15 protein-coding genes, 2 tRNA genes and 3 rRNA genes are annotated in these 22,365 nt (G+C 55.6%); 14 read left to right on the top strand and 6 right to left on the bottom strand.

Translation table 11 applies throughout. The features are described 5' to 3' along the window. Window positions 1-13 precede the first annotated feature (13 nt). The 3 genes from AVCA_RS12630 to AVCA_RS24945 are packed head-to-tail and all read left to right on the top strand — an operon-like array spanning window position 14 to window position 2,416. Entirely contained in the window at window positions 14-808 is a 795-nt protein-coding gene (locus AVCA_RS12630) for a cephalosporin hydroxylase family protein (protein WP_041807220.1), read from the top strand. A gap of 1 nt (window position 809) precedes the next feature. Then, a complete protein-coding gene (locus AVCA_RS24950) occupies window positions 810-1,643 on the top strand; it encodes a phytanoyl-CoA dioxygenase family protein (protein ID WP_072432746.1) in 834 nt (277 codons plus the stop codon). Next, window positions 1,640-2,416: a TylF/MycF/NovP-related O-methyltransferase gene (locus tag AVCA_RS24945; RefSeq protein WP_072432745.1), complete on the top strand. Its 777-nt coding sequence runs from the start codon at window positions 1,640-1,642 to the stop codon at window positions 2,414-2,416. Before AVCA_RS24950 ends, AVCA_RS24945 begins: the two co-directional genes overlap by 4 nt. A 389-nt stretch (window positions 2,417-2,805) precedes the next feature. On the opposite strand, the gene AVCA_RS12625 is transcribed toward AVCA_RS24945, so the two are convergent. From AVCA_RS12625 to AVCA_RS12610, 4 genes are all read right to left on the bottom strand, one after another. Further along, complete coding sequence (locus AVCA_RS12625; RefSeq protein WP_231876337.1) at window positions 2,806-6,579, bottom strand: O-linked N-acetylglucosamine transferase family protein; 3,774 nt, start codon at window positions 6,577-6,579, stop codon at window positions 2,806-2,808. 143 nt (window positions 6,580-6,722) lie between these two features. Further along, complete coding sequence (locus AVCA_RS12620) at window positions 6,723-8,426, bottom strand: flagellin N-terminal helical domain-containing protein (protein WP_012701330.1); 1,704 nt, start codon at window positions 8,424-8,426, stop codon at window positions 6,723-6,725. Between the two features lie 322 nt (window positions 8,427-8,748). Then, window positions 8,749-9,066 (bottom strand): HigA family addiction module antitoxin, encoded by a 318-nt coding sequence (locus AVCA_RS12615; protein WP_373878240.1) that lies wholly within the window; start codon window positions 9,064-9,066, stop codon window positions 8,749-8,751. A gap of 12 nt (window positions 9,067-9,078) precedes the next feature. Next, window positions 9,079-9,360, bottom strand: coding sequence for a type II toxin-antitoxin system RelE/ParE family toxin (locus tag AVCA_RS12610; RefSeq protein WP_012701328.1), 282 nt, complete (start codon window positions 9,358-9,360; stop codon window positions 9,079-9,081). Between the two features lie 249 nt (window positions 9,361-9,609). Between AVCA_RS12610 and AVCA_RS26780 the strand changes: the two genes are divergently transcribed. The 11 genes from AVCA_RS26780 (at window position 9,610) to nudC (ending at window position 21,082) form a co-directional block, all read left to right on the top strand. Continuing rightward, a complete protein-coding gene (locus tag AVCA_RS26780) occupies window positions 9,610-9,834 on the top strand; it encodes a hypothetical protein (protein ID WP_236616150.1) in 225 nt (74 codons plus the stop codon). Further along, window positions 9,789-10,850: a PD-(D/E)XK nuclease domain-containing protein gene (locus AVCA_RS12605; RefSeq protein ID WP_236616148.1), complete on the top strand. Its 1,062-nt coding sequence runs from the start codon at window positions 9,789-9,791 to the stop codon at window positions 10,848-10,850. The genes AVCA_RS26780 and AVCA_RS12605 overlap by 46 nt, the downstream gene beginning before the upstream one ends. 71 nt (window positions 10,851-10,921) lie before the next feature. Beyond that, window positions 10,922-11,743, top strand: a complete 822-nt coding sequence (locus tag AVCA_RS12600) for a motility protein A (RefSeq protein ID WP_012701326.1) — start codon at window positions 10,922-10,924, stop codon at window positions 11,741-11,743. Next, window positions 11,740-12,567: an OmpA/MotB family protein gene (locus AVCA_RS12595; protein WP_012701325.1), complete on the top strand. Its 828-nt coding sequence runs from the start codon at window positions 11,740-11,742 to the stop codon at window positions 12,565-12,567. Before AVCA_RS12600 ends, AVCA_RS12595 begins: the two co-directional genes overlap by 4 nt. Window positions 12,568-12,960: 393 nt before the next feature. Further along, window positions 12,961-14,496 (top strand): 16S ribosomal RNA (locus tag AVCA_RS12590). Between the two features lie 91 nt (window positions 14,497-14,587). Continuing rightward, window positions 14,588-14,664 (top strand) — tRNA-Ile (locus AVCA_RS12585). Window positions 14,665-14,708: 44 nt separating this feature from the next. After that, window positions 14,709-14,784 (top strand) — tRNA-Ala (locus AVCA_RS12580). A 245-nt stretch (window positions 14,785-15,029) separates the two neighbouring features. Then, a 23S ribosomal RNA gene (locus AVCA_RS12575) occupies window positions 15,030-17,921 on the top strand. Window positions 17,922-18,082: 161 nt separating this feature from the next. Continuing rightward, window positions 18,083-18,198: ribosomal RNA gene (gene rrf / locus AVCA_RS12570) — 5S ribosomal RNA — on the top strand. Together the 16S, 23S and 5S rRNA genes with 2 tRNA genes alongside form the textbook arrangement of a ribosomal RNA operon. 265 nt (window positions 18,199-18,463) lie before the next feature. Next, a complete protein-coding gene (locus AVCA_RS12565; protein ID WP_197471115.1) occupies window positions 18,464-20,104 on the top strand; it encodes a ferrous iron transporter B in 1,641 nt (546 codons plus the stop codon). A gap of 147 nt (window positions 20,105-20,251) precedes the next feature. After that, complete coding sequence (gene nudC, locus AVCA_RS12560) at window positions 20,252-21,082, top strand: NAD(+) diphosphatase (protein ID WP_041807561.1); 831 nt, start codon at window positions 20,252-20,254, stop codon at window positions 21,080-21,082. A gap of 78 nt (window positions 21,083-21,160) precedes the next feature. Here nudC and AVCA_RS12555 read toward each other — a convergent pair whose 3' ends face one another. Continuing rightward, window positions 21,161-21,475: an SCP2 sterol-binding domain-containing protein gene (locus AVCA_RS12555; protein ID WP_012701320.1), complete on the bottom strand. Its 315-nt coding sequence runs from the start codon at window positions 21,473-21,475 to the stop codon at window positions 21,161-21,163. Window positions 21,476-21,524: 49 nt separating this feature from the next. After that, window positions 21,525-22,235: a histidine phosphatase family protein gene (locus AVCA_RS12550; protein ID WP_041807559.1), complete on the bottom strand. Its 711-nt coding sequence runs from the start codon at window positions 22,233-22,235 to the stop codon at window positions 21,525-21,527. Between the last annotated feature and the right edge of the window lie 130 nt (window positions 22,236-22,365).

Here is a 22,365-nt window from a genome sequence, read left to right as displayed (position 1 = left end):
TACGAAGGTTTATATGAGTCCTATTGAGCAATTCAAGCAGGAGCGCCGCGAGAGAGTAGACTCCTATGGTGGCGATGATGGGTTTGCTGATCTATCGTGTCAATGGTTGCAGGCTTCCATGCAGCGCAAGTACGTCTACAACTTCGACTGGCTGGGGCGACCTATCATCCAATACCCACAGGATATGGTAGCTATTCAGGAGCTGGTGTGGCGTGTCCGCCCGGATCTCATCATTGAAACTGGCATTGCACACGGCGGCTCACTGGTTCTGAGTGCTTCATTGCTGGCCATGCTGGATATGTGTGATGCAATCGACACGGGTTGCATCATGAATCCACGGGCATCGTCGCGAAAAGTACTTGGTATCGATATTGATATTCGTGCCCACAATCGTGTTGCCATCGAGAGGCACCCGATGGCGAGTCGTATTGAAATGATTCAGGGGTCATCAATCGATGCTGGCGTAATAGAAAAAGTCCATGGAATTGCAGCGAATTACAAGCGAATCATGGTTTTTCTGGACTCCATGCATACACATGACCATGTATTGGCCGAGTTGCAGGCTTATGCTCCGTTGGTGTCGCCTGGGAGCTACTGTGTAGTTTTCGACACGTTTGTGGAGGATATGCCGCCTTCATTTTTCGCCGACCGGCCATGGAATGTCGGTAATAATCCAAAAACGGCAGTCCAGCAGTGGTTAGCTGATCAATCAAAGTTTTCCGTAGATTTTGAGATGGAGCGCAAGCTACAGGTAACGGTTGCTCCATACGGTTTTTTGCGTCGTCTCGATGCCGATTTGGAACCATAAAATGTGCGTGGCTGATTTAACGTCCGATAAAAGAAAATTTGAAGAGTTTGAGCAGGATGGCTACATCATTCTGCGTGACTTTTGGCAGAGCTCCGAGCTCGGCGAGTTACAAGGTCAGCTTGATGAGCTTGGGAAGCTAGTGGTGGGTGATGGTTTTACATCAAAAGCTAGAAATAGCTATGAGCTTACATTAGAGAGTCAGTCGCTATTGTATGACCGTTTGAGGTATCTTCCGGCGCTTGCGCTGATGTCTGGAAGTGCAGCTATCCGGCAGATGTGTCGGAGTTTGGGGTTGGTCCATCCTTCACTTATGGGCTGCTGCAATATGCGCTTGGATAAGCCACATGACACCAAGCACCTGTTCGATTGGCACCAGGATACGGTATACCTCTTGGGCTCTGTCAATGCTGTTACAGTTTGGGTGCCTTTGCAGGATGTGAATTTACAATGTGGAACTATTCAAGTGATTCCAGGCAGTCACCGCCGCGGTCTGCTGCCGTTTAAGCGAATCAGTGAAAAACCGATAGAGCCTTATATACCATTTTTGCAGCGTGATATCAGTCTTGCGTCGACTGTGACCGACACGCCAGTCACTATTAATGCTAAGCGTGGGGACTTGGTGGTTTTTAAACAAATGTTGTTGCATCGTAGTACCCCTAACCTTGGTGATCAGATCCGTTGGTCTGCGCAGCTTCGCATTACTGATCTGGCAGACTTGGAATATCGTCGGCAACGGTTTCCGACAGGAGATCGTACCAATATTTTCTATGTGGACTATCCAGGCCATGACTCGGCAACGCGCCGTGCGCAAGAGTTGGGAGAGGTGAGCGAATGACTCAGGTAAACGATCCTTCACGTTACAGGCAGGCTGGGCGAAGCAATCTTGCCGAGGTTGATTACCGCGCCGCACTTGAGGGTTTTTATGGGCGGGCCACTGGAAGCAATGTCGAAAAGCTGGAGAATTTTGCTTGCTATGTGCCTCGGCAGTCACTATCGCGCTTCATTTGTTTAAGTGAAATTTTCAAGCTGGTTCTGCATGTGCAGGGCGATGTGATGGAGTGTGGGGTTAACTGGGGAGGCGGACTTATGACATTCGCCCAGCTTAGTGCAATTTTGGAGCCTGTTAATTTGCAACGCCGTATCGTCGGGTTTGATACGTTTGCAGGATTTACCAGCGTGGCGCCAGAAGATGAGCACAGTGTGATTAAAACTGCAGAGCGCCGAACAGGAGGATATCTGGCCGATAGCCTTGCGGATTTGCAGGAAGCGGTGAGGCTGTACGATGCCAATCGCTTCATCGGGCATATCGAAAAGGTTGAGTTAGTGAAGGGCGATGTTACGCAAACTGTACCTGCATATCTGGCGCGAGAGCCACAAACGGTCGTTTCTCTACTACATCTCGATCTGGATCTCTATGAGCCCACTTGCGTATGTCTGGAGAATTTTTTACCTCGTATGCCCAAAGGGGCTGTGATCGTATTCGATGAGCTGAACAATCGCACATGGCCTGGAGAAACGCGCGCGGTACTGGAGAGGATCGGGCTAAACAACTTACGCATTCAGCGTTTCACTTATGAGCCGCACGTAAGTTACACCATACTGGAGTAGTGCCTTGGCTAGCATCTCAAACCGTTCGTGGCTGTGGTATATCCTCACTGGTTAATTGCGACGGCGGTACTTTGCGCTCGCATTGGCGTCTGTCATCCCGTTCGCCATTTGATTGGCACCGAAGTCATACGATTAATGCTGTATGGATTGGGCAAGTATCAAATTCACTTTGACAGTGCCGCTCTTGCTGCAGAATGAAGCTGCTGCGAACAGGTTATGCCGCCTCGTCGGTTTTTCCAGTCGCAGCGAATTATACTCTGAGGGCTCATTATAATTCGGACTTTCGAGATTAAATCTTTCGGAAATTCGGTCGGATAGTAATTGTCCTGATTTCTCAGAGGGTAGAGAGTCCATCGATCAAGCGCTTGTGATTCGCATTTTTTATGTTGTTAATTGAATCTTTTTTTCAGGATATCTTGCATTTTTTTTATCTGTGTCATGAGTTCGTTCGTATTGAGAGTGCTCTTTGCAAGCGTTGTGAAATCATCTTCGTAAAGCTTGTAAAGGTCACGCCTTGGTAGCTCTTCGCCTTTCCCTGAGAGTCTTTCTTCATAGCTTTCTTGGCGTTTTTCGAAATATCTTCTGTAGTATTTTGCACTGCCGGCATATGCCAGTTTTCCATGCCAAAGGAGATGGCTTATTATTACATGATCACACGAGATGACTTTTCTGAAGTCGAAGTCATTCAGTGCCTCTCTTCTGAACAATGAGTGAAAAACTGTACAGTTTGTCAGTCTGGCTACGGATTTCATATAGCGCTCGACCGGAGAGTCTCCGTTAAAGTCATATAGTGCGCCTGCTGTCGGGCCGGTTGTTTTGTCGTTGAAGACAGCATAAGGCATGCCGCAAGCCATTGATATGGATTTGTCCTTATCCAGTGCTTCGGTTGTCAACTGTAGGTAGTCGGTTGACAAATAGTCATGCGCTCCGAGCCACAAGAAATACTGAGACTCTGTATTTTCGAAAACAAATTTGAAATTTTCGAATGAACCAAGATTCTTGTCTTGTTGAGAGATTTTGAATCGATCGTCACTTCCAACTGTGTCTTGTATTATTTCAAGTGTTCGGTCGGTTGAGTGATTGTCGGAAATAAGGAAGCCGACGCCGTCCATGCTCTGACTTTTCAAAGATTCGATGGTTTTTTCGATATATTTTTCTTCGTTGTAGACGGGGATGCCGACGAAGACCTTTGGTTGGGGCTCTCTGATTGCTAATAATGCTGGTGCTTGATTTTTATATTCGGGTTTACATGATTCTTTTGTTGGCGAGTCAATGTATTTTGCTTGATCTTTAAAGTCTGGCTTGGTTTCGATCAGGTTGTTCGTGCTTAGGTAGACGAGCGCAGTCTCCGGGTTGATTTGCTCTAGCAGAGCGTAGCTCAGATCTTGGATTCCATAGACCGTATGTAACACAAATGCTAATTTTAGCCGCTGATTATCCTTCAGTTCGGCCATGCGGCTGGCATTGGGGATGAAGAGAGCATCGGCACTGGTTAATTGAGTGGCTTGCTGCGTATACAAGCCACTGCGTGTAGGTAAGTGGCTATAGTGCTGCAAGTTGTTCAAACGGTAGAAGCTAAAGCCGTGCCGTGACAGCCAGTAGCTAACCAAGGTTAGTTCTGGCTGCCTTTTGTGCGTTGGTAAGAAGTTGACTCGAGCCTGGATTAGCAAAGTAGCAGCCAGGGATTTTGCCCCGTGTTCGAGAATTTTTAGGCTGTCGTTCAGGTTGTCGAGCAGCAGCCAGTCGATGCTTTCCAATCCTTCGATATCATCGAGCTGCAAGGTGCTGATTGGCAGTCTGGCGATGACTCGTGTGGCCTGCTGGTTGCCGGATAGTTGCTCATCGGCGGGTAATGGTTCCAGCGTAGCGCTCATGGCCGGATCAAGGCAGACATGAAGCGTCGCATCCTGGCCATCGCCCAGAACTACATGGGGATAATGATGCAGTTCACCTTGTTGCTGCAGTTGCTGGGCGTTCTTGACCTTGCTACTTGGGTCGAAAGCGATGGTGGCGAAAGCCCCAAGTTTTTGCAGGTTGGTGAAGCCCGGTGTGCTTGCAAGTATCGAGCCGTTATCCACAGTGACGATCTTACCCTCGAGAGCGAATCTGAAGACTTCGGCTTCCTCCAAGGTCGTTTTTTCGGTCGCTGGATGTAGCAGATGCATGGGGTGTTTGTCGTCCGCGAAGCGGGCCTCACCCTGTTTGCCGATGGTCAGCGCGGCGGGTTCCTTGCCTTCGCAATAGCGCTGCCAGATGGCCCGCATGGCGATGGTGAAGTGGCGGGCAAATCGGGGGGCGTCGCATACGGGAGAGTTCTTGAGTTGTTGGCGTAGTCCCTGGCGAATGGTGGCAAGAGTGTCGAGATCGCTCGCCAAGCCGACTGCCAGTGATCTGTAGTGCTCCCAACCGTCGGCCACCAGTTCGGCGAGACCGGCATTGACCAAGTGAGTCGCCGAGTGGCGGCCGGCAAAGCTGGGGCCGGGGTAGGTGATGACCGGCACACCCATCAGCAGGGCTTCGCAGGTGGTCAGTCCCCCGGAGTAGGGCCAGGGATCGAGGGCGATATCCACCTGGTTGTAGGTGTTGAGCAGGTGGAGGTGTGGCGACTGGCCTTCGAATTTCAGGCGCGTACGTTCTATGCCTCGGGTCTCGAAGGCTTGGCTGATGCGCTCGATGAACGCCTGGTTCTCGTACTGGCCACCCTTGAGCATCAGTCGGCTTGCCGGTATCTGGGCCATGATGGAGGCCCAGTGCTCGATCACGATCTCGTTGACCTTGGATGGGTTGTTGAAGCATCCGAAGGTCACATAGCCGTTGGTCAATGCCGGGAGCGGGCCGACATGCGGTTGCATGGGGCGCGGTTGGTAGCAAATGTAATCGTCCGGGAGGCGGATCAGTTTTTCCACGTATTGGTGATCCACCCCAGGCGGCGTTTCCACCGAGTCGGAGATCAGATAGTCGATGGCCTTCAGCCCGGTGGTGTTATTGAGCCCGCCTACCCACTTGATTTGCAGCGGTGCAGGTTCTTGGGCCATGGTGGGGAGCCGTGATCCCTCCGAATGGCCGCAAAGATCGATCAGGATGTCGATCTTGTCGTCGCGGATCTGTTTGGCCAGATCCATATCGTCCAGGTGCATGACCGCTTGCCAGTCATCGCAGCGCTGGCGGATGCGTTGCGTCAGGTCGTCCTGTTCTGAACTAGTGGTATAGGCAATCAGCTCGAACTCGTTACGAGGAAGATGCTCAAGGGCGGAAGTTATCATTTGGCCTACCGGATGGACGCGAAATCCGGCGGACAGGAGGCCGATTTTCAAACGCTTGTCCGGCGAGCGGTCTTCCGCCTGTGCGCGTGGCGGGTGAGGGGGGCTAAAGCGTTCGTCCCATTGGGTTATCGTCTTGACCAGAAACTCTTGGGAGTGCCGGGGATTGTAGTGAATGGCGAACAGGTAACCGGAAAAGGTTTTATGCTGAGTCGGATCACGCTCCAACAGTTGCAGGAAAGTTTTTTCCGCCTCGTCGAATCTAGTTAGCATCCTGTAGCTATCGGCCAGATTGGACAAGTTCAGTAGGTCATCCGGGTAGCGCCTCCGTATTTCCTCCTGTACTTGCAAGGTTTCCGTATGTCGATGCAGCTTGTTCAATGCGAAGGCTTTGAGCGACAGGCACTGGTTTTCGTTGGCTCCTTTCTCTTCGGCAATGGCTATCTGTTCCAGGGCCGCTTGGTATTGTCCGGTATCGATCCTCATCTTGGCGAGCACCAATCTTGCCTTGGCGAAACTTGGTAAGACTTCCAGAGCCTGGCCGAGATAGTGGTCAGCTTTTTGGATATTTCCTTGTTTCAGATAGGCAATTCCCAAGTTGTGCAGCGTATCTGGATCTTCGGGATCGATGCCATCGGCCCTATGCAGTACCTCTATTGCCTGTTGCGGTCGACGGCTTTCCAGTAGAGCCAGTCCCCATACCTTCCAGGCCAGTGGCGAGTCTGGATAGCGCTCGGTCAGCACAGCCGCGAGTTCCGCGGCCTCCGGATAATTGCGCTTCTGTACCAATTGCATCAGGTGACTGGCTTCTCTGGACGGAAGTGCCCTGTCATGCCGATGTTGGGAATGCGCGTTGGCCTTAATGCAGGAGGAGGCCTTGGCTGATTTCTTGGGGCGGCTCATGGTGGGAAAACTTCGCTTTAAGTGAAGAGGAGGCTGAAGACGGTCCGAATCTTAAGGTAGCGGCTTATAAGGGCTTCAAAAGAAAAAGGCGAAGGAGACATTGCTCCTCCGCCTTTCAATAGCGAGGCATGCCTGGCTGTATATCAGCCCAGCAGCGACAGTACCGATTGCGGAACCTGGTTGGCTTGGGCCAAGACGGAAGTGCCAGCTTGTTGCAGGATCTGCGCCTTGGTCATGTTGGCCACTTCCACCGCGTAGTCGGCATCTTCGATGCGCGAACGGGCGGCGGACAGGTTGGTGGTGGTGGTGGACAGGTTGTTGATGGCCGAGTCGAAACGGTTTTGGATGGCACCCAGGTCAGAGCGAAGGGCGTCGACACTCGCCAGGGCGGCATCGAGAGCAGCCAGCGGGTCTTCGGTGACATCACCTTTGCTCGTGGTACTGGTGGTCAGGCGGCCGTTGCTGCCTACATAGACGGTGGCGCCTTCTTCCAGTGCATAGTCACCGGCAGTGTCGCTATTGTCGACGACGGTCACTTCGCCGGTATCCGCATTGACTGCGAAAGTGGTCGTGTAAGAGCCGACAGTGGTCAACTGACCGTCTTCATCGACATAGACCTGAGTGCCCGTGCTGCTCTGGGCACCAGTGTTGTCGAAGTCAATGGTCGCACTGGTGATGCCGTTGTGCATCTCGATGCTGGCAACAGTGGATGCGGATGCGGCCAGTACATCACTGGAGGTCGCGGTGTCCGTGTAGCTCAGGCCTGCTGTAGTGCCTGCACCAGTATAGGTGACGCCGCCTACAGTGAGGCTTCTAGCGGAGGTATCGGTACCGGCGGCACCGGCACCAACGGTGGCAAACAGATCCTCCAGGGTAGCTTGGGTCGCACCGCTGGTGGCGTTGTTGGTCAACTCGCCAGTAGCAGTGACATAAGCGGCTTGGCCGTCGAGGGTAAGCTTGCCGCTGGCATCCACCGCGAAGGTGGCCACGTTGCCATCAGCAAATTCATAGGTACCGGTGATACTGCTGCCGGTGGGCGGGATAAGTTCGTCTGCCAGATCCCCGTACGCCGCGGCATTGGTGGCATTGGCCGTATAGGTGAAGCTGCCGCTCGCGGTATTGAAAGTATATTCCACTGCGGTGGAGGCACCAGAACCGACGGTAACGACATCGCCATCCTTCATTTCGCCGAGCATGCGCTCCAGGGAGGCCTCGTCGAAGGTCGTCGTGAGGACATAGTTGCCCGTCGTCGAGTTCTTGACCGCACCAGCGCCTTCCAGGCTGGTTACGGTAGCGGTGCTGTTCTGGGTGGCACCGCTGCCATCGACGTTGAAGCCGTCCAGGCCCAGGGTCTTGGCATTGATCTGCTTGAGGCTGATGCCGATGGACTGGCCGTCGTTGGCACCGACCTGGATGTTCAGGTTGGTATCCTTCGACAGTACCTTGACGCCGTTGAACTCGGTTTCCTGGGAGATACGATCGATCTCGTCCAGGCGCTGGGCGATTTCGTTCTGGATCGAGGTCAGGTCTTCGGAGGAGTTGGTGCCGTTCTGAGCCTGTACGGTCAGTTCGCGGATGCGCTGTAGGTTGTCGTTGATCTGGTCCAGCGCGCCTTCGGTGGTCTGCGCGACGGAAATACCGTCGTTGGCGTTGCGCTGGGCTTGAGTCAGGCCGGTGATCTGCGAGCTCATGCGGTTGGCGATGGCCTGGCCGGCGGCGTCGTCCTTGGCGCTGTTGATGCGCATGCCGGAAGACAGGCGCTCCATGGCGGTGGTCAGGGCGCTCTGCGAGGAACTCAGGTTCTTCTGAGCGATCAGCGACGTGATGTTGGTATTGATGACGGGCATGTTGCGTTCCTTCTCCAAAGGTTGAGCGCCAGTGGCGAGCGCTGCTGCGCGCTGGCTTCGCGGGCTGGCGACAACGGCGCCGTTGGCCGTTATCCCGACTATCGGCGGCGGGCGTGGGAGCTTTAGGGGGCGGAGAGAGTTTTTTGCTGCAAGTGCGCAGTGCCGGGGCGTCGCCGACAGGGAAGAAGCATTTCCGGGGTTCCGGGACAGGCCCGGCCCGTGGGGGCGGATTTGTCCGCGCCAGGACGGCTCCGGGCAGTCCGTGGGCTTGTCCACCAGGGTGGATGGCTTCGGCCATCCACCCTACGATTTCCGGCCCTGGTCAAGCGGCGTGTGTCGGGATTCCGTCATAGCCTCCCGCCCGCCGGGCTTCCTCCAGGTCGTAGGCATTTTGCAACGCCAGCCAGTAACCTTCGCTGGTACCGAAGAAACGCGACAGGCGCAGGTCGGTATCCGCCGTGATCGAGCGGGAGCCGCGTACGATCTCACCGATTCGGTTCGCGGGAACTCCGATCGCTACGGCAACCGCATTCTTGGTCAGCCCCAGCGGCTCGATGAAGTCCTCCATCAGTATTTCGCCCGGATGAATGTTCAGCAGCAACTCGCCGGTTGCCTCGACCATCAGGTCTTCACGCGCCATGTTTCACCTCGCTCAGTGGTAATCCACTATCTCAACGTCGTGCGCATCGCCATCGACCCAACGGAAGCAGATCCGCCATTGTTCGTTGATGCGAATACTGTGCTGCCCTTCGCGGTCCCCATGCAGGGCTTCCAGCCGATTTCCCGGCGGTATCCGCAGGTCATCGAGGGACTTGGCGGCATCGAGTTGGCGAAGCTTGCGCAGGGCGACCCGCTGCATGTCTTGCGGCAGCTTTCGAGCCTGCAACCCGCTTGCTACCACTTCCGTCTGCTTGTCCTTGCAGCTCTTGATCATCGTATTGGCCTGCTCACGTTCGCATAGAATATGACGCATTGCGTAATATTACGCAAGGCGTCATGGCCAGGGCAATCGCATGAAGCGCTTGCCTGATATCGGACTGGAAAGATTGTGTGAGCCTTGGCATGGCTGTTTGCCGAGTGCTCCGACACTCCCTGTTTCGGCCCCCGGCCGAGTCACTTTTTCTTGTCTGGCTGTACAGACCGGAGACATGGTGGACACAGTCTCGGGGATCTGGAGTTGCGTATGCTCGAACTGCTGGCCGAGCAGCAGGAGCGGCTGGGGATCGAGTGCCGGAGCCGGACGATTCCGGGGATCTTCGCCGAACTGATCCGTCATGCCCATGCTTCCAGCGGCGAGCGGGTGGTGGTGCTCTGGTGGACGAGTACGACAAGCCTGTCCTGGATAACCCGGGACGTCCCGAGGTGGCGCGGGAGATCCGGGATGCGCTGCGCAACCTATATTCGGTGATCAAGGACAGCGATGCGCACATTCGTTTCGCCATGCTCACCGGGGTGTCGAAGTTCAGCAAGGTGAGCCTGTTCTCGGGGTTGAACAATCTCAACGATATCACCGTGGATATGCGTTATTCGGCGATCTGTGGCTATACCGATGCCGATGTGGACAGCGTGTTCGCCGCCGAACTGCCGGGCCTGGATCGAGAAGAGATCCGCCGGTGGTACAACGGCTACAACTGGACCGGCGATCCGGTATACAACCCGTTCGACCTGCTGTTGTTGTTCCAGAAACGGGAATTCCGGCCGTTCTGGTTCGAGACGGGCACGCCGACCTTCCTGGTGGATCTGCTCACCGCTCGGCATACCTTCACGCCCGATCTGGAGCGTCTGGTGGCACTGGAAAGCCTGCTTTCCAGCTTCGATGTCGATCACATTCCCACCGAGGCGTTGATGTTCCAGGCGGGCTACCTGACCATCGACTCGGTGCGGCGTCTACCGGGGCTGATGCAGATGACCTTGCGTTACCCCAACCAGGAGGTGCGCAGCAGTCTCAATGGCGCCTTGTTGCAGGTGCTGACCCATGATCCGGTGCGTTACGGCATCCATGTGCCGCGACTGTACGATTTGCTGCTGGCGAACGACTTTCCGGCGATGCAGGCCTTGTTCACGGCCTTTTTCGCCAGCATTCCCCACGACTGGTATCGCAACAATCCCATTGCCCGGTACGAGGGCTACTATGCCAGCGTGTTCTACAGCCATTTCGCGGCGCTGGGGCTGGATATTCGCCTGGAAGACACTGCCAATCACGGGCGGATCGATATGGCGGTGCTGTTCAATGGCCATGTCTATTTGTTCGAGTTCAAGGTGGTGGAGCTGGTACCGGAGGGCAAGGCGCTGGAACAGCTCGAAAGGCGCGGCTATGCGGACAAGTATCGCGACCGGGGCGAGCCGATTCATCTGGTCGGCGTGGAGTTCAGCAAGGAGGCGCGCAGCGTGGTGGGGTTCGAAACGCGGAGCATGTGTCCGTAAGCGGGTCTGTTCAGAAAGCTGCTCTGTGGCCGATAGGTGTTCAATCGAGCCTGTTCGTTCCGGAGTTCCACATGAATCCCTCCACACTCATTGGCATGCTCGCCAGCGTCGCTTTGCTGGCCGTCACCTTGGTCTATTCCGCCGAAGACCCGGCTCTGTTCGTCGATCTGCCGAGCCTGGGCATCGTCGTGGTCGGCACTTTCGCAGCGACCTTCATCAGTTATCCGTTGGGCGAAGTGCTGCGGATATTCACGCTGATCGCCACGGTGATGCGCAACGAACGGCTGTATACCGAGGACGATATCGAGGAGTTGGTGAAGATCTCCCGCTTGTGGGCGGGTGGCGATCTGCGCGCGGTGGAGCGGGAACTGGCCCAGGTCAGGAATCCTTTCCTGCGTACCGGGGTGCAACTGGTGATCGACATGACGCCGGAGGATGACATCCTCGAATTGCTGCAGTGGCGGATTTCCCGTCTGCGCGCCAAGGAGCACGCCGAGGCGCAGTTGTTCCGGGTGATGGCCGGTTATGCGCCGGCATTCGGCATGCTCGGCACGCTGGTGGGGCTGGTGAATCTGATGTTCCTGCTGGGGGATGGCGATGTGACGGCTATCGGTCGGCAGATGGCTGTGGCGCTGATGACCACCCTGTATGGCGTGCTGCTCGCCAACCTCGTATTCAAGCCGGTGGCGGTGAAGCTGGAGCGGCGTACCGAGCAGCGGGTGGTGCTGATGAACATGGTGCTGCAGGGGATTTCCATGATGTGCAACAAGCGTAATCCGGGGCTGATGCGGGAAACGCTGAATTCGTTCGTCGCGCAGTACCAGGATGAGATTCGTGATGACGGTAGCGAATCGCGCGATCTCGAGTCGGGTGAGGGGGATGCCCGGCAATGACCGAGCCATTGGAGGGGGCATCCTCGGTTTCCGCCGGCTCGGCGCGCAAAGCACTGCTGGAGCGTCAACGTCAACTGGAGCGAGAACTGGCCCGGGCGCGGCAGGCGACGCGCGTGGTCAAGCGCCAGGCTGCCAATTCGGCCCACGAGCCGGATACGTCCGAAGGCGAGACGGAGGGTTGGCTGGTGACCTATCTGGATATGATGACCCTGCTGTTGGTGTTGCTGGTGGTGATGCTGGCCTTCGCCGGTAGGGGGCAGGGGAACGAAGAGCGATCGCTCAGCCCGCTGTCCGAGGGGGTTCTGCCGGCTGGCAGCGGTCTGCTCGAGCAGGCGGGCCGGTCTTTGCGCGACGAGAAGGATGTGGACTCCACGGGTGATCCTCTTCAAGGATTACCGGTGGATCAGTTGGGCAAGGATATCGAGGTGATCGTGAAGGAAGGCACGGTGAGCTTTCGTATCAGTAGCGAGATCCTCTTCAGTTCCGCACAGGCCGACCTGAGCCTGGACGGTTTACGTGTATTGCAGCAGTTGGTCCCGGTACTCAATAGCAGTCGGCATGACATCGTGGTGGTGGGGCATACCGATTCGCTGCCGATCCGCAGTACGCGCTTTCCTTCCAATTGGGAACTTTCCGGGGCCAGGGCCGGCAGCGTGGTGCGTTACCTGGAAGCGAATGGCGTTGCACGCCAGCGCATGCGCGCGGTAGGCCTTGCCGATACTCGACCGCTACTCGAAAACTCCAGCCCTGAGGGAAGGGCCGGTAACCGGCGGGTGGAATTGATTCTGGAAACGCCACAGGCGAAGGGGCAGTTAAAGGATTAGAAAGGAAAAGGAATTGGCATTCCGAAAAGAATTTCAATTAAGTGTTGACGTTCCGTTTTCAGGTCCTATAATGCGCCCCACTTTCCGCCCAGCAGGGCAAGCCCTTGAAAATCAAAGGGTTGGCCGTGAGGCAGGGCAGGAAAGGGTCAGCGAAGCGGATGCGAAACACGTATCGAAACGCTTGACAGGTTCACGGGCTGCGGTAGAATGCGCGGCCTCGGACGGGGAAGCCCGGTCGAAACGCTCTTTAACAAAGTGGAATCAAGCAATTCGTGTGGGCGCTTGTGGCAAGCCTGGCATCGCAAGACAGTCAGCAAGTCCAAGCGACTCGTGAATTCATGAGTTATGGCGATTGCTGAGCCAAGTTTGGGATCTTAGGGTCCGAACGAATTGAAACTGAAGAGTTTGATCATGGCTCAGATTGAACGCTGGCGGCAGGCCTAACACATGCAAGTCGAGCGGCAGCGGGACCTTCGGGTTGCCGGCGAGCGGCGGACGGGTGAGTAATGCCTAGGAATCTGCCTGTTAGTGGGGGATAACGCGGGGAAACTCGCGCTAATACCGCATACGTCCTACGGGAGAAAGTGGGGGACCCTCGGGCCTCACGCTAACAGATGAGCCTAGGTCGGATTAGCTAGTTGGTGGGGTAAAGGCCCACCAAGGCGACGATCCGTAACTGGTCTGAGAGGATGATCAGTCACACTGGAACTGAGACACGGTCCAGACTCCTACGGGAGGCAGCAGTGGGGAATATTGGACAATGGGCGAAAGCCTGATCCAGCCATGCCGCGTGTGTGAAGAAGGTCTTCGGATTGTAAAGCACTTTAAGTTGGGAGGAAGGGCGCTCGGTGAATACCCAAGCGTCTTGACGTTACCGACAGAATAAGCACCGGCTAACTTCGTGCCAGCAGCCGCGGTAATACGAAGGGTGCAAGCGTTAATCGGAATTACTGGGCGTAAAGCGCGCGTAGGTGGTTCGGCAAGTTGGATGTGAAAGCCCCGGGCTCAACCTGGGAACCGCATCCAAAACTACTGGGCTAGAGTACGGTAGAGGGTGGTGGAATTTCCTGTGTAGCGGTGAAATGCGTAGATATAGGAAGGAACACCAGTGGCGAAGGCGACCACCTGGACCGATACTGACACTGAGGTGCGAAAGCGTGGGGAGCAAACAGGATTAGATACCCTGGTAGTCCACGCCGTAAACGATGTCGACTAGCCGTTGGGCTCCTTGAGAGCTTAGTGGCGCAGCTAACGCATTAAGTCGACCGCCTGGGGAGTACGGCCGCAAGGTTAAAACTCAAATGAATTGACGGGGGCCCGCACAAGCGGTGGAGCATGTGGTTTAATTCGAAGCAACGCGAAGAACCTTACCTGGCCTTGACATCCTGCGAACTTTCAAGAGATTGATGGGTGCCTTCGGGAGCGCAGAGACAGGTGCTGCATGGCTGTCGTCAGCTCGTGTCGTGAGATGTTGGGTTAAGTCCCGTAACGAGCGCAACCCTTGTCCTTAGTTACCAGCGATTCGGTCGGGCACTCTAAGGAGACTGCCGGTGACAAACCGGAGGAAGGTGGGGATGACGTCAAGTCATCATGGCCCTTACGGCCAGGGCTACACACGTGCTACAATGGTCGGTACAAAGGGTTGCCAAGTCGCGAGGCGGAGCTAATCCCAGAAAACCGATCGTAGTCCGGATCGCAGTCTGCAACTCGACTGCGTGAAGTCGGAATCGCTAGTAATCGCGAATCAGAATGTCGCGGTGAATACGTTCCCGGGCCTTGTACACACCGCCCGTCACACCATGGGAGTGGGTTGCTCCAGAAGTAGCTAGTCTAACCCTCGGGAGGACGGTTACCACGGAGTGATTCATGACTGGGGTGAAGTCGTAACAAGGTAGCCGTAGGGGAACCTGCGGCTGGATCACCTCCTTAATCGAAGATCCGGCTTATCATAAGCACCCACACGAATTGCTTGATTCCCTGGCAAACAGCGATTGGGTCTAGACCCGAGAGTGAGACGATTGGGTCTGTAGCTCAGTTGGTTAGAGCGCACCCCTGATAAGGGTGAGGTCGGCAGTTCGAATCTGCCCAGACCCACCAATTGTCAAGGGTCGTGGCCGGTGTCGACCTCGCGCAAGGCAAGAGGGGCCATAGCTCAGCTGGGAGAGCGCCTGCTTTGCACGCAGGAGGTCAGGAGTTCGATCCTCCTTGGCTCCACCACCCACCACCATCGCTGAAAGCTTAGAAATGAGCATTTCCCATAGGGCGAATGCTGATTTCTGGTCTTTGCGCCAGAACCGTTCTTTAACAATTCGGGTATGTGATAGAAGTACGACGCGTCGATTGTTTCACTGCGATCGGCGTGGTCAAGGCAAATGTGCGAGTTCAAGCGCAAATGTTCGGCAAATGTCGTCTTCACACCAGCCAGGCACGGCCGCGAGGCCACAGATTGCTTGGGGTTATATGGTCAAGTGAAGAAGCGCATACGGTGGATGCCTTGGCAGTCAGAGGCGATGAAAGACGTGGTAGCCTGCGATAAGCGTCGGGGAGGCGGCAAACGGCCCGTGATCCGGCGATCTCTGAATGGGGAAACCCACCCGGCACAAGCCGGGTATCTTGTCCTGAATCCATAGGGGCAAGAGGCGAACCAGGGGAACTGAAACATCTAAGTACCCTGAGGAACAGAAATCAACCGAGATTCCCTTAGTAGTGGCGAGCGAACGGGGAGCAGCCCTTAAGTTGGCTTGGGATTAGTGGAAGGCTCTGGAAAGTGCCGCCGTAGCGGGTGATAGCCCCGTACACGAAAGTCCCTGGTCAATGAAATCGAGTAGGACGGCGCACGTGAAACGTTGTCTGAACATGGGGGGACCATCCTCCAAGGCTAAATACTCCTGACTGACCGATAGTGAACCAGTACCGTGAGGGAAAGGCGAAAAGAACCCCGGAGAGGGGAGTGAAATAGAACCTGAAACCGTATGCGTACAAGCAGTGGGAGCCCACTTCGTTGGGTGACTGCGTACCTTTTGTATAATGGGTCAGCGACTTATATTCAGTGGCAAGCTTAACCGTATAGGGGAGGCGTAGCGAAAGCGAGTCTTAATAGGGCGCCAAGTCGCTGGGTATAGACCCGAAACCGGGCGATCTATCCATGAGCAGGTTGAAGGTTAGGTAACACTGACTGGAGGACCGAACCGACTCCCGTTGAAAAGGTAGCGGATGACTTGTGGATCGGAGTGAAAGGCTAATCAAGCTCGGAGATAGCTGGTTCTCCTCGAAAGCTATTTAGGTAGCGCCTCGTGTATCACTGCCGGGGGTAGAGCACTGTTTCGGCTAGGGGGTCATCCCGACTTACCAAACCGATGCAAACTCCGAATACCGGCAAGTGCCAGCACGGGAGACACACGGCGGGTGCTAACGTCCGTCGTGAAAAGGGAAACAACCCAGACCGTCAGCTAAGGTCCCAAAGTCCTGGTTAAGTGGGAAACGATGTGGGAAGGCTTAGACAGCTAGGAGGTTGGCTTAGAAGCAGCCACCCTTTAAAGAAAGCGTAATAGCTCACTAGTCGAGTCGGCCTGCGCGGAAGATGTAACGGGGCTCAAACCAGGCACCGAAGCTACGGGTGCATCGCAAGATGCGCGGTAGAGGAGCGTTCTGTACGCCTGTGAAGGTGAGTCGAGAGGCTTGCTGGAGGTATCAGAAGTGCGAATGCTGACATGAGTAACGACAATGGGTGTGAAAAACATCCACGCCGAAAGACCAAGGGTTCCTGCGCAACGTTAATCGACGCAGGGTGAGTCGGCCCCTAAGGCGAGGCTGAAAAGCGTAGTCGATGGGAAACGGGTTAATATTCCCGTACTTCTGGTTGCTGCGATGGGGGGACGGAGAAGGCTAGGCCAGCTTGGCGTTGGTTGTCCAAGTTTAAGGCGGTAGGCCGATCACTCAGGCAAATCCGGGTGGTCAAGGTCGAGAACCGATGACGAGCCTTCCTTTACGAAGGCGAAGTGGTTGATGCCCTGCTTCCAAGAAAAGCCTCTAAGCTTCAGGTAACCAGGAACCGTACCCCAAACCGACACAGGTGGTCGGGTAGAGAATACCAAGGCGCTTGAGAGAACTCGGGTGAAGGAACTAGGCAAAATGGCACCGTAACTTCGGGAGAAGGTGCGCCGGTGAGGGTCAAGGATTTACTCCGTAAGCCCATGCCGGTCGAAGATACCAGGCCGCTGCGACTGTTTATTAAAAACACAGCACTCTGCAAACACGAAAGTGGACGTATAGGGTGTGACGCCTGCCCGGTGCCGGAAGGTTAATTGATGGGGTTAGCGCAAGCGAAGCTCTTGATCGAAGCCCCGGTAAACGGCGGCCGTAACTATAACGGTCCTAAGGTAGCGAAATTCCTTGTCGGGTAAGTTCCGACCTGCACGAATGGCGTAACGATGGCGGCGCTGTCTCCACCCGAGACTCAGTGAAATTGAAATCGCTGTGAAGATGCAGTGTATCCGCGGCTAGACGGAAAGACCCCGTGAACCTTTACTGTAGCTTTGCACTGGACTTTGAGCCTGCTTGTGTAGGATAGGTGGGAGGCTTTGAAGTGGGGACGCCAGTTCCCATGGAGCCATCCTTGAAATACCACCCTGGCATGCTTGAGGTTCTAACTCCGGTCCGTCATCCGGATCGAGGACAGTGTATGGTGGGCAGTTTGACTGGGGCGGTCTCCTCCCAAAGCGTAACGGAGGAGTACGAAGGTGCGCTCAGCGTGGTCGGAAATCACGCGCAGAGTATAAAGGCAAAAGCGCGCTTGACTGCGAGACAGACACGTCGAGCAGGTACGAAAGTAGGTCTTAGTGATCCGGTGGTTCTGTATGGAAGGGCCATCGCTCAACGGATAAAAGGTACTCCGGGGATAACAGGCTGATACCGCCCAAGAGTTCATATCGACGGCGGTGTTTGGCACCTCGATGTCGGCTCATCACATCCTGGGGCTGAAGCCGGTCCCAAGGGTATGGCTGTTCGCCATTTAAAGTGGTACGCGAGCTGGGTTTAGAACGTCGTGAGACAGTTCGGTCCCTATCTGCCGTGGACGTTTGAGATTTGAGAGGGGCTGACCTTAGTACGAGAGGACCGGGTTGGACGAACCTCTGGTGTTCCGGTTGTCACGCCAGTGGCACTGCCGGGTAGCTACGTTCGGAAGAGATAACCGCTGAAAGCATCTAAGCGGGAAACTCGCCTCGAGATGAGATCTCACTGGAGCCTCGAGCTCCCTGAAGGGCCGTCGCAGACTACGACGTTGATAGGTGGGGTGTGTAAGCGTTGTGAGGCGTTGAGCTAACCCATACTAATGGCCCGTGAGGCTTGACCATATAACGCCCAAACAATCTGTTGCCAGCCCCAGCGGGGCGGCACGGAGAGGGCGCAGCCGACAGGCCGAAGATTTGGCTGGACCGCACGCTGCCGGAAACAGGCTACCGCTATCACCTACCCGATTGGCTGTCGTGTCATCGACACGGCGGCAACCGAATTGCTTGACGATCATAGAGCGTTGGAACCACCTGATCCCATCCCGAACTCAGCAGTGAAACGACGCATCGCCGATGGTAGTGTGGGGTTTCCCCATGTGAGAGTAGGTCATCGTCAAGCGCCTTTTGCGAACCCCCGGACCGAGCCATCGGTCCGGGGGTTTTTGCTTGGGGCCTGGATCTTTACGAACCTGTCCTGCTCGATGACCTTTCACCCAAAGCCGTGTGCTGAATCGCATTATTCGAAGAGAGCTGTTGTTATGGTTATACGGTTCATGTCGGATCTTGGCTTTGTAGAAAAAACCAGCAAACGAAGACAAGCAGATTCATACTGGTTTTGCTGATGAAGATTCATGGGAGTTTGGCACTGGAGGTGCGATAGATCCATGCTCAATGCTATGTCTCTTGCTTTGGTACGTAATGAATTGTTCGCTACCATTGAGGGGGCCGAGCAGAGGCTTGAGCAGTTTATTGTCGAGCGCGAGAACAGCACCCTCCTTCAACAAATCGTTTTGGATTTACAGCAGGTACGTGGCACCCTTAGCCTGATCGAATTAGTCGGGGCCGAGTTGCTGGCCTTCGAGATACTTCAGCAAGCGATCGATATCCCCTTGGGTATCAGCCAGAATCAAAATGGCCGTCTGGCCGCCTTGAGCAATGCCCTGTATGTGTTGCGGAGATACCTTGAGAGCGTTGATTTCCAGCATCAAGGTCTGCCGGAAATGCTGCTGCCTGCAGTCGATGAACTGCGCCAGGCTGCAGGCTTGCTGCCCTTGCCAGAGAGCCAATTCTTCAGTGTCAGCCTTGATGTGTCCTTTCCTGCCCACCGTTCCTCCACAGGCCAGGGGCCAGGAATTCGGACTGATGAAGTGGCACGCTTGCGGCATATGTATCAGATTGGCCTGCTTGGCTTCATTCGTGAGCACAGCTTATCCGTTAGCCTGGATCTCATGTCTCGCGCAATGTCGCGCTTAGATAGACTTTTCGTCAATCATCCTCAAGGCCGACTGTTCTGGATCTGCGCTGCTGCTCTCGAAGCCCAACTGGATGGCCGGCTCTTGCCTCGCAAGTCGCGGAAATATCTGTTTGCCCGCGTCGAGCGCCAGCTCAAGCAAGCTCTGGCCTGTTCCTATTATGAAGTTTCTCAAAGTCTACTACGGGAGCTTCTTTACCTTGTGGCTCTAACGGAGAGCTGCGGTCCGCGGGTCACCGAGTTACGCCGGGTATTTGGTCTCGAAAAGTTACCGTTTACCGATCAATTCTTGGAAAAAGAGTTCAGGCGCCTAAAAGGTCCTGGCAGGACGGTCATGCGTTCCCTGTCTTCTGCCATTCGCGAGGAGTTGGCTGGCATCGAAGACACCATGGATCTCATCGAGCGTGGCTGCGGGCAGGAGGATCACCTGATTGGACTGCAGGTCTCACTGTGTAAGTTGGCAAAAACGCTCACGATGGTTGGCCTGGTTTCGGTGGGCAATCTCTTGCAGGAGTTGTTGCCGACCTCGCCGAGCCAGTCGCTCGATTCGCAATTTCTTGCGCGCCTGGCGGAGGCTCTACTGCATGTGGAGGGGGTAGTTGCCGGTCTTGAGCACAGTGAGTATTCCCAACTGCAGGACCAAGAGTCGAATTGCTTCGTCAGACACCAATTAACCGAGGCGCGGATCGTTGTTCTGGGTGAGGCAAAGGCCACCCTTGTACTTGCCAAGCGAGCGATCGCCGCCTACTTGGATTTCCAAGGAGAAAGGCTGCATTTGGCCAATGTGCCGGTCAGTCTCGATGCGGTTCGTGGCGGGCTCTGGTTTCTCGGGCTGGAGCATGCGGCATCGCTGACCGGTGCTTGCGCCGATTGCATCCGTTCCCAGATGCTGGACTCCCAGCAAATACCTGCCGAGCCCACGCTTGAAACCCTGGCCGATGCTTTGACCTGCTTGGAGTACTACTTGGAGGGTGGTACCCCTGATAGTCAACTTCATATCCTTGATCTGGCCACTGAGGCGCTGCGTGCTCTGACCTTGCCTGCCGTTGCCTAACTTGCATCGTCGTTTCGTTTTCACGATTATCGAGGGATTGCGCAAGCCCGTGTAGCAGTCCTGTCATAAACTGCATGTTGGTCCCTCTAGTACTGGATGGTTTACAAGCCGGCTTTCAAGGGACAGGTAAGAGGATCCCTTCAAATGATGAGCCCGCATTGGAACCTTGCAATGAATATCGAGCCTTCATCGGAAGGCTTGGCGCTAGCGCACTGCCGCCAGCATTTCCTGCTGGGCCCGCGAGGGCCGCTGTTTCCCTATCGGCTCCTGCAGGCGCAGGGCTTGCCGGTGCTCGTCGAGCACATGCTCGGGAGTTTCGACGGTGGGCCTGTCCGTCTGCTCGAGTTGGAAAGCCCTGTCGAGGTAGAAGGGTGCTCCTGGCGGACTTTGCGGCAGCTCATGCTTGAAAGCGATGCCAAGACTTTCCAATTGCTCGGCTATGCCACGCAGATCGGCACTTGGGCTCGCCAGCATCGCTTCTGTGGCAGCTGCGGAGCGCCGATGATGCTGTTGCCGGGAGAGCGGGCGATGCACTGTGCCCAGTGTGAAGAACAATACTATCCACGTTTGTCGCCAAGCATGATCGTACTGGTCACTCGTGATGACGAGGTTCTTCTGGCCCGTTCGCCACGTTTCGCCGCTGGCGTTTACAGCACGCTCGCAGGTTTCGTCGAGCCGGGCGAGAGCGTGGAGCAATGCGTGATGCGTGAGGTGCGGGAGGAGGTTGGCGTCGAGGTTCGGCATTTGAGGTACATCGCCAGCCAATCCTGGCCTTTTCCTCATTCGCTGATGCTCGGATTCCATGCCGAATATGCCGGTGGCGAAATAGTCCTCCAGCCCGAAGAAATCGAAGACGCTCGTTGGTTCAGTCTGGCTGATCTTCCTCCATTGCCTTCGAAGTATTCGATCGCCCGCTATTTGATCGAGCTCTACAGGGCGCGACGCCTCGGATTCGAAGAACCTCTTCTGCCGAGTTGAACCGGACTGCCGGCTCGCTGGTTTCGACGGCAGCCGGCAGTGGGAAGGAAAACAGGTCGGCTCGCGGGGTTGCCGGACTCAGAGCGGGAACAGTTCGCTCAGTTTCATCGCCAGCTTCACATCGCCTTCCGCGCGCAACTTGCCGAACATGAAGGCCTGCATGCCGCCGATCTCGCCGCTGGTAATGCCTTTGAAGGTCTTGCTGTCCATGACCAGAGTGACGTTGGGCTCCTCGGCATCGCCATGGTGGACTTCGCAAGTGCCGTCCTTGACCACCAGATAGTGATTGTCGGCATCCTTGATGGTGAACTGGAACACGATATCCAGGCCGGAAGCGGCACTGGGATCAAATCTGGATTTCATGGTTTCGATGATGTCGGCAACAGAAGTCATATATTGCTCCTTTTCGAGGGGAGAAGTGTGCAGGGTAAAGCTTCGAAATTCACAGATAAGTGATGAGTTCCGGTGCCTGCATCGTTTCCAGGTGCGCACGGCTGTTGAAGGAAGCCAAAGTCACCTCGTTACCGTCGAATCTTAACTGGCTGAAGGATGTATTGGCGATCTGCCAGGCGAGTTCGAAGGCTTTGGGGGCGGACAAGCCAACGACCAGATGCAGCAGGGCGATGATAGGACCGCCGGACGTGAATACGGCAATGCGTGCCTGCGGTGCCGCATCGGCCAGCAGGCGATCGAGGCCGCCCTGGACTCGTGTACGGAAGCCATCCCAACTCTCCAATGTTTCTTTTTTGTGCCTGCCGGAGATCCACTGCTCGATGACCTGGCCGAACAGTCGCTGGAAGTTGCTCGGCTGAGTAGCGGCCTGCTGCAGGGCTTGCTGCATGTCCTGATGGATTGGAAACAGGTCAGGAAGATGGGCTCGGATCACGGCATCGATATTGATCTCGTCGAAGGCCGGATCGGTTTCGATGGCGGGAATCTTCATGCCGGCGAGTCGAAGTTGTTCCAGCGTCGCGCTGGCGGTGTGCTGTTGGCGCCTGAGCGAGCCGCTGATACAGCGGTCGAAGCCGACTCCCTGGCGTCCAAGATGGGCGCCAAGCATTTCGGCCTGACGTTTGCCCAGGGGCGAGAGTACATCGTAATCCTGAGTGCCGAACGAGGCCTGGCCATGTCGGATCAAATAAATGCTGCCCACGTCCATATCCTTGTAGTTATTGTTATTTTTCCGAGGTTAGGAGGGGCCGTGGAAGGCTGTCAATGTTTGCTCCTGCGTCGTCCATGGAACTCTGCTTCCTCCTGTTGCGCTGGTCGGGGCATAGCCCTCT

The sequence above is a fragment of the Azotobacter vinelandii CA genome (assembly GCF_000380335.1).
Classification (GTDB): Bacteria; Pseudomonadota; Gammaproteobacteria; order Pseudomonadales; family Pseudomonadaceae; genus Azotobacter; species Azotobacter vinelandii.
Note: the sequence above shows the minus strand (reverse complement) of the source record. Positions and strands in the feature narration are given on the sequence as shown.

Bases quoted from the DNA above. Each gene is read 5' to 3' on its own strand.
- AVCA_RS12625 (WP_231876337.1), bottom strand. From the start codon at position 6,579: ATGAGCCGCCCCAAGAAATCAGCCAAGGCCTCCTCCTGCATTAAGGCC.
- AVCA_RS26780 (WP_236616150.1), top strand. From the start codon at position 9,610: ATGCTCGAACTGCTGGCCGAGCAGCAGGAGCGGCTGGGGATCGAGTGC.
- AVCA_RS12565 (WP_197471115.1), top strand. From the start codon at position 18,464: ATGCTCAATGCTATGTCTCTTGCTTTGGTACGTAATGAATTGTTCGCT.
- AVCA_RS12620 (WP_012701330.1), bottom strand. From the start codon at position 8,426: ATGCCCGTCATCAATACCAACATCACGTCGCTGATCGCTCAGAAGAAC.
- AVCA_RS12615 (WP_373878240.1), bottom strand. From the start codon at position 9,066: ATGGCGCGTGAAGACCTGATGGTCGAGGCAACCGGCGAGTTGCTGCTG.
- AVCA_RS12630 (WP_041807220.1), top strand. From the start codon at position 14: ATGAGTCCTATTGAGCAATTCAAGCAGGAGCGCCGCGAGAGAGTAGAC.
- nudC (WP_041807561.1), top strand. From the start codon at position 20,252: ATGAGCCCGCATTGGAACCTTGCAATGAATATCGAGCCTTCATCGGAA.
- AVCA_RS12600 (WP_012701326.1), top strand. From the start codon at position 10,922: ATGAATCCCTCCACACTCATTGGCATGCTCGCCAGCGTCGCTTTGCTG.
- AVCA_RS24950 (WP_072432746.1), top strand. From the start codon at position 810: ATGTGCGTGGCTGATTTAACGTCCGATAAAAGAAAATTTGAAGAGTTT.
- AVCA_RS12555 (WP_012701320.1), bottom strand. From the start codon at position 21,475: ATGACTTCTGTTGCCGACATCATCGAAACCATGAAATCCAGATTTGAT.
- AVCA_RS12610 (WP_012701328.1), bottom strand. From the start codon at position 9,360: ATGATCAAGAGCTGCAAGGACAAGCAGACGGAAGTGGTAGCAAGCGGG.
- AVCA_RS24945 (WP_072432745.1), top strand. From the start codon at position 1,640: ATGACTCAGGTAAACGATCCTTCACGTTACAGGCAGGCTGGGCGAAGC.
- AVCA_RS12595 (WP_012701325.1), top strand. From the start codon at position 11,740: ATGACCGAGCCATTGGAGGGGGCATCCTCGGTTTCCGCCGGCTCGGCG.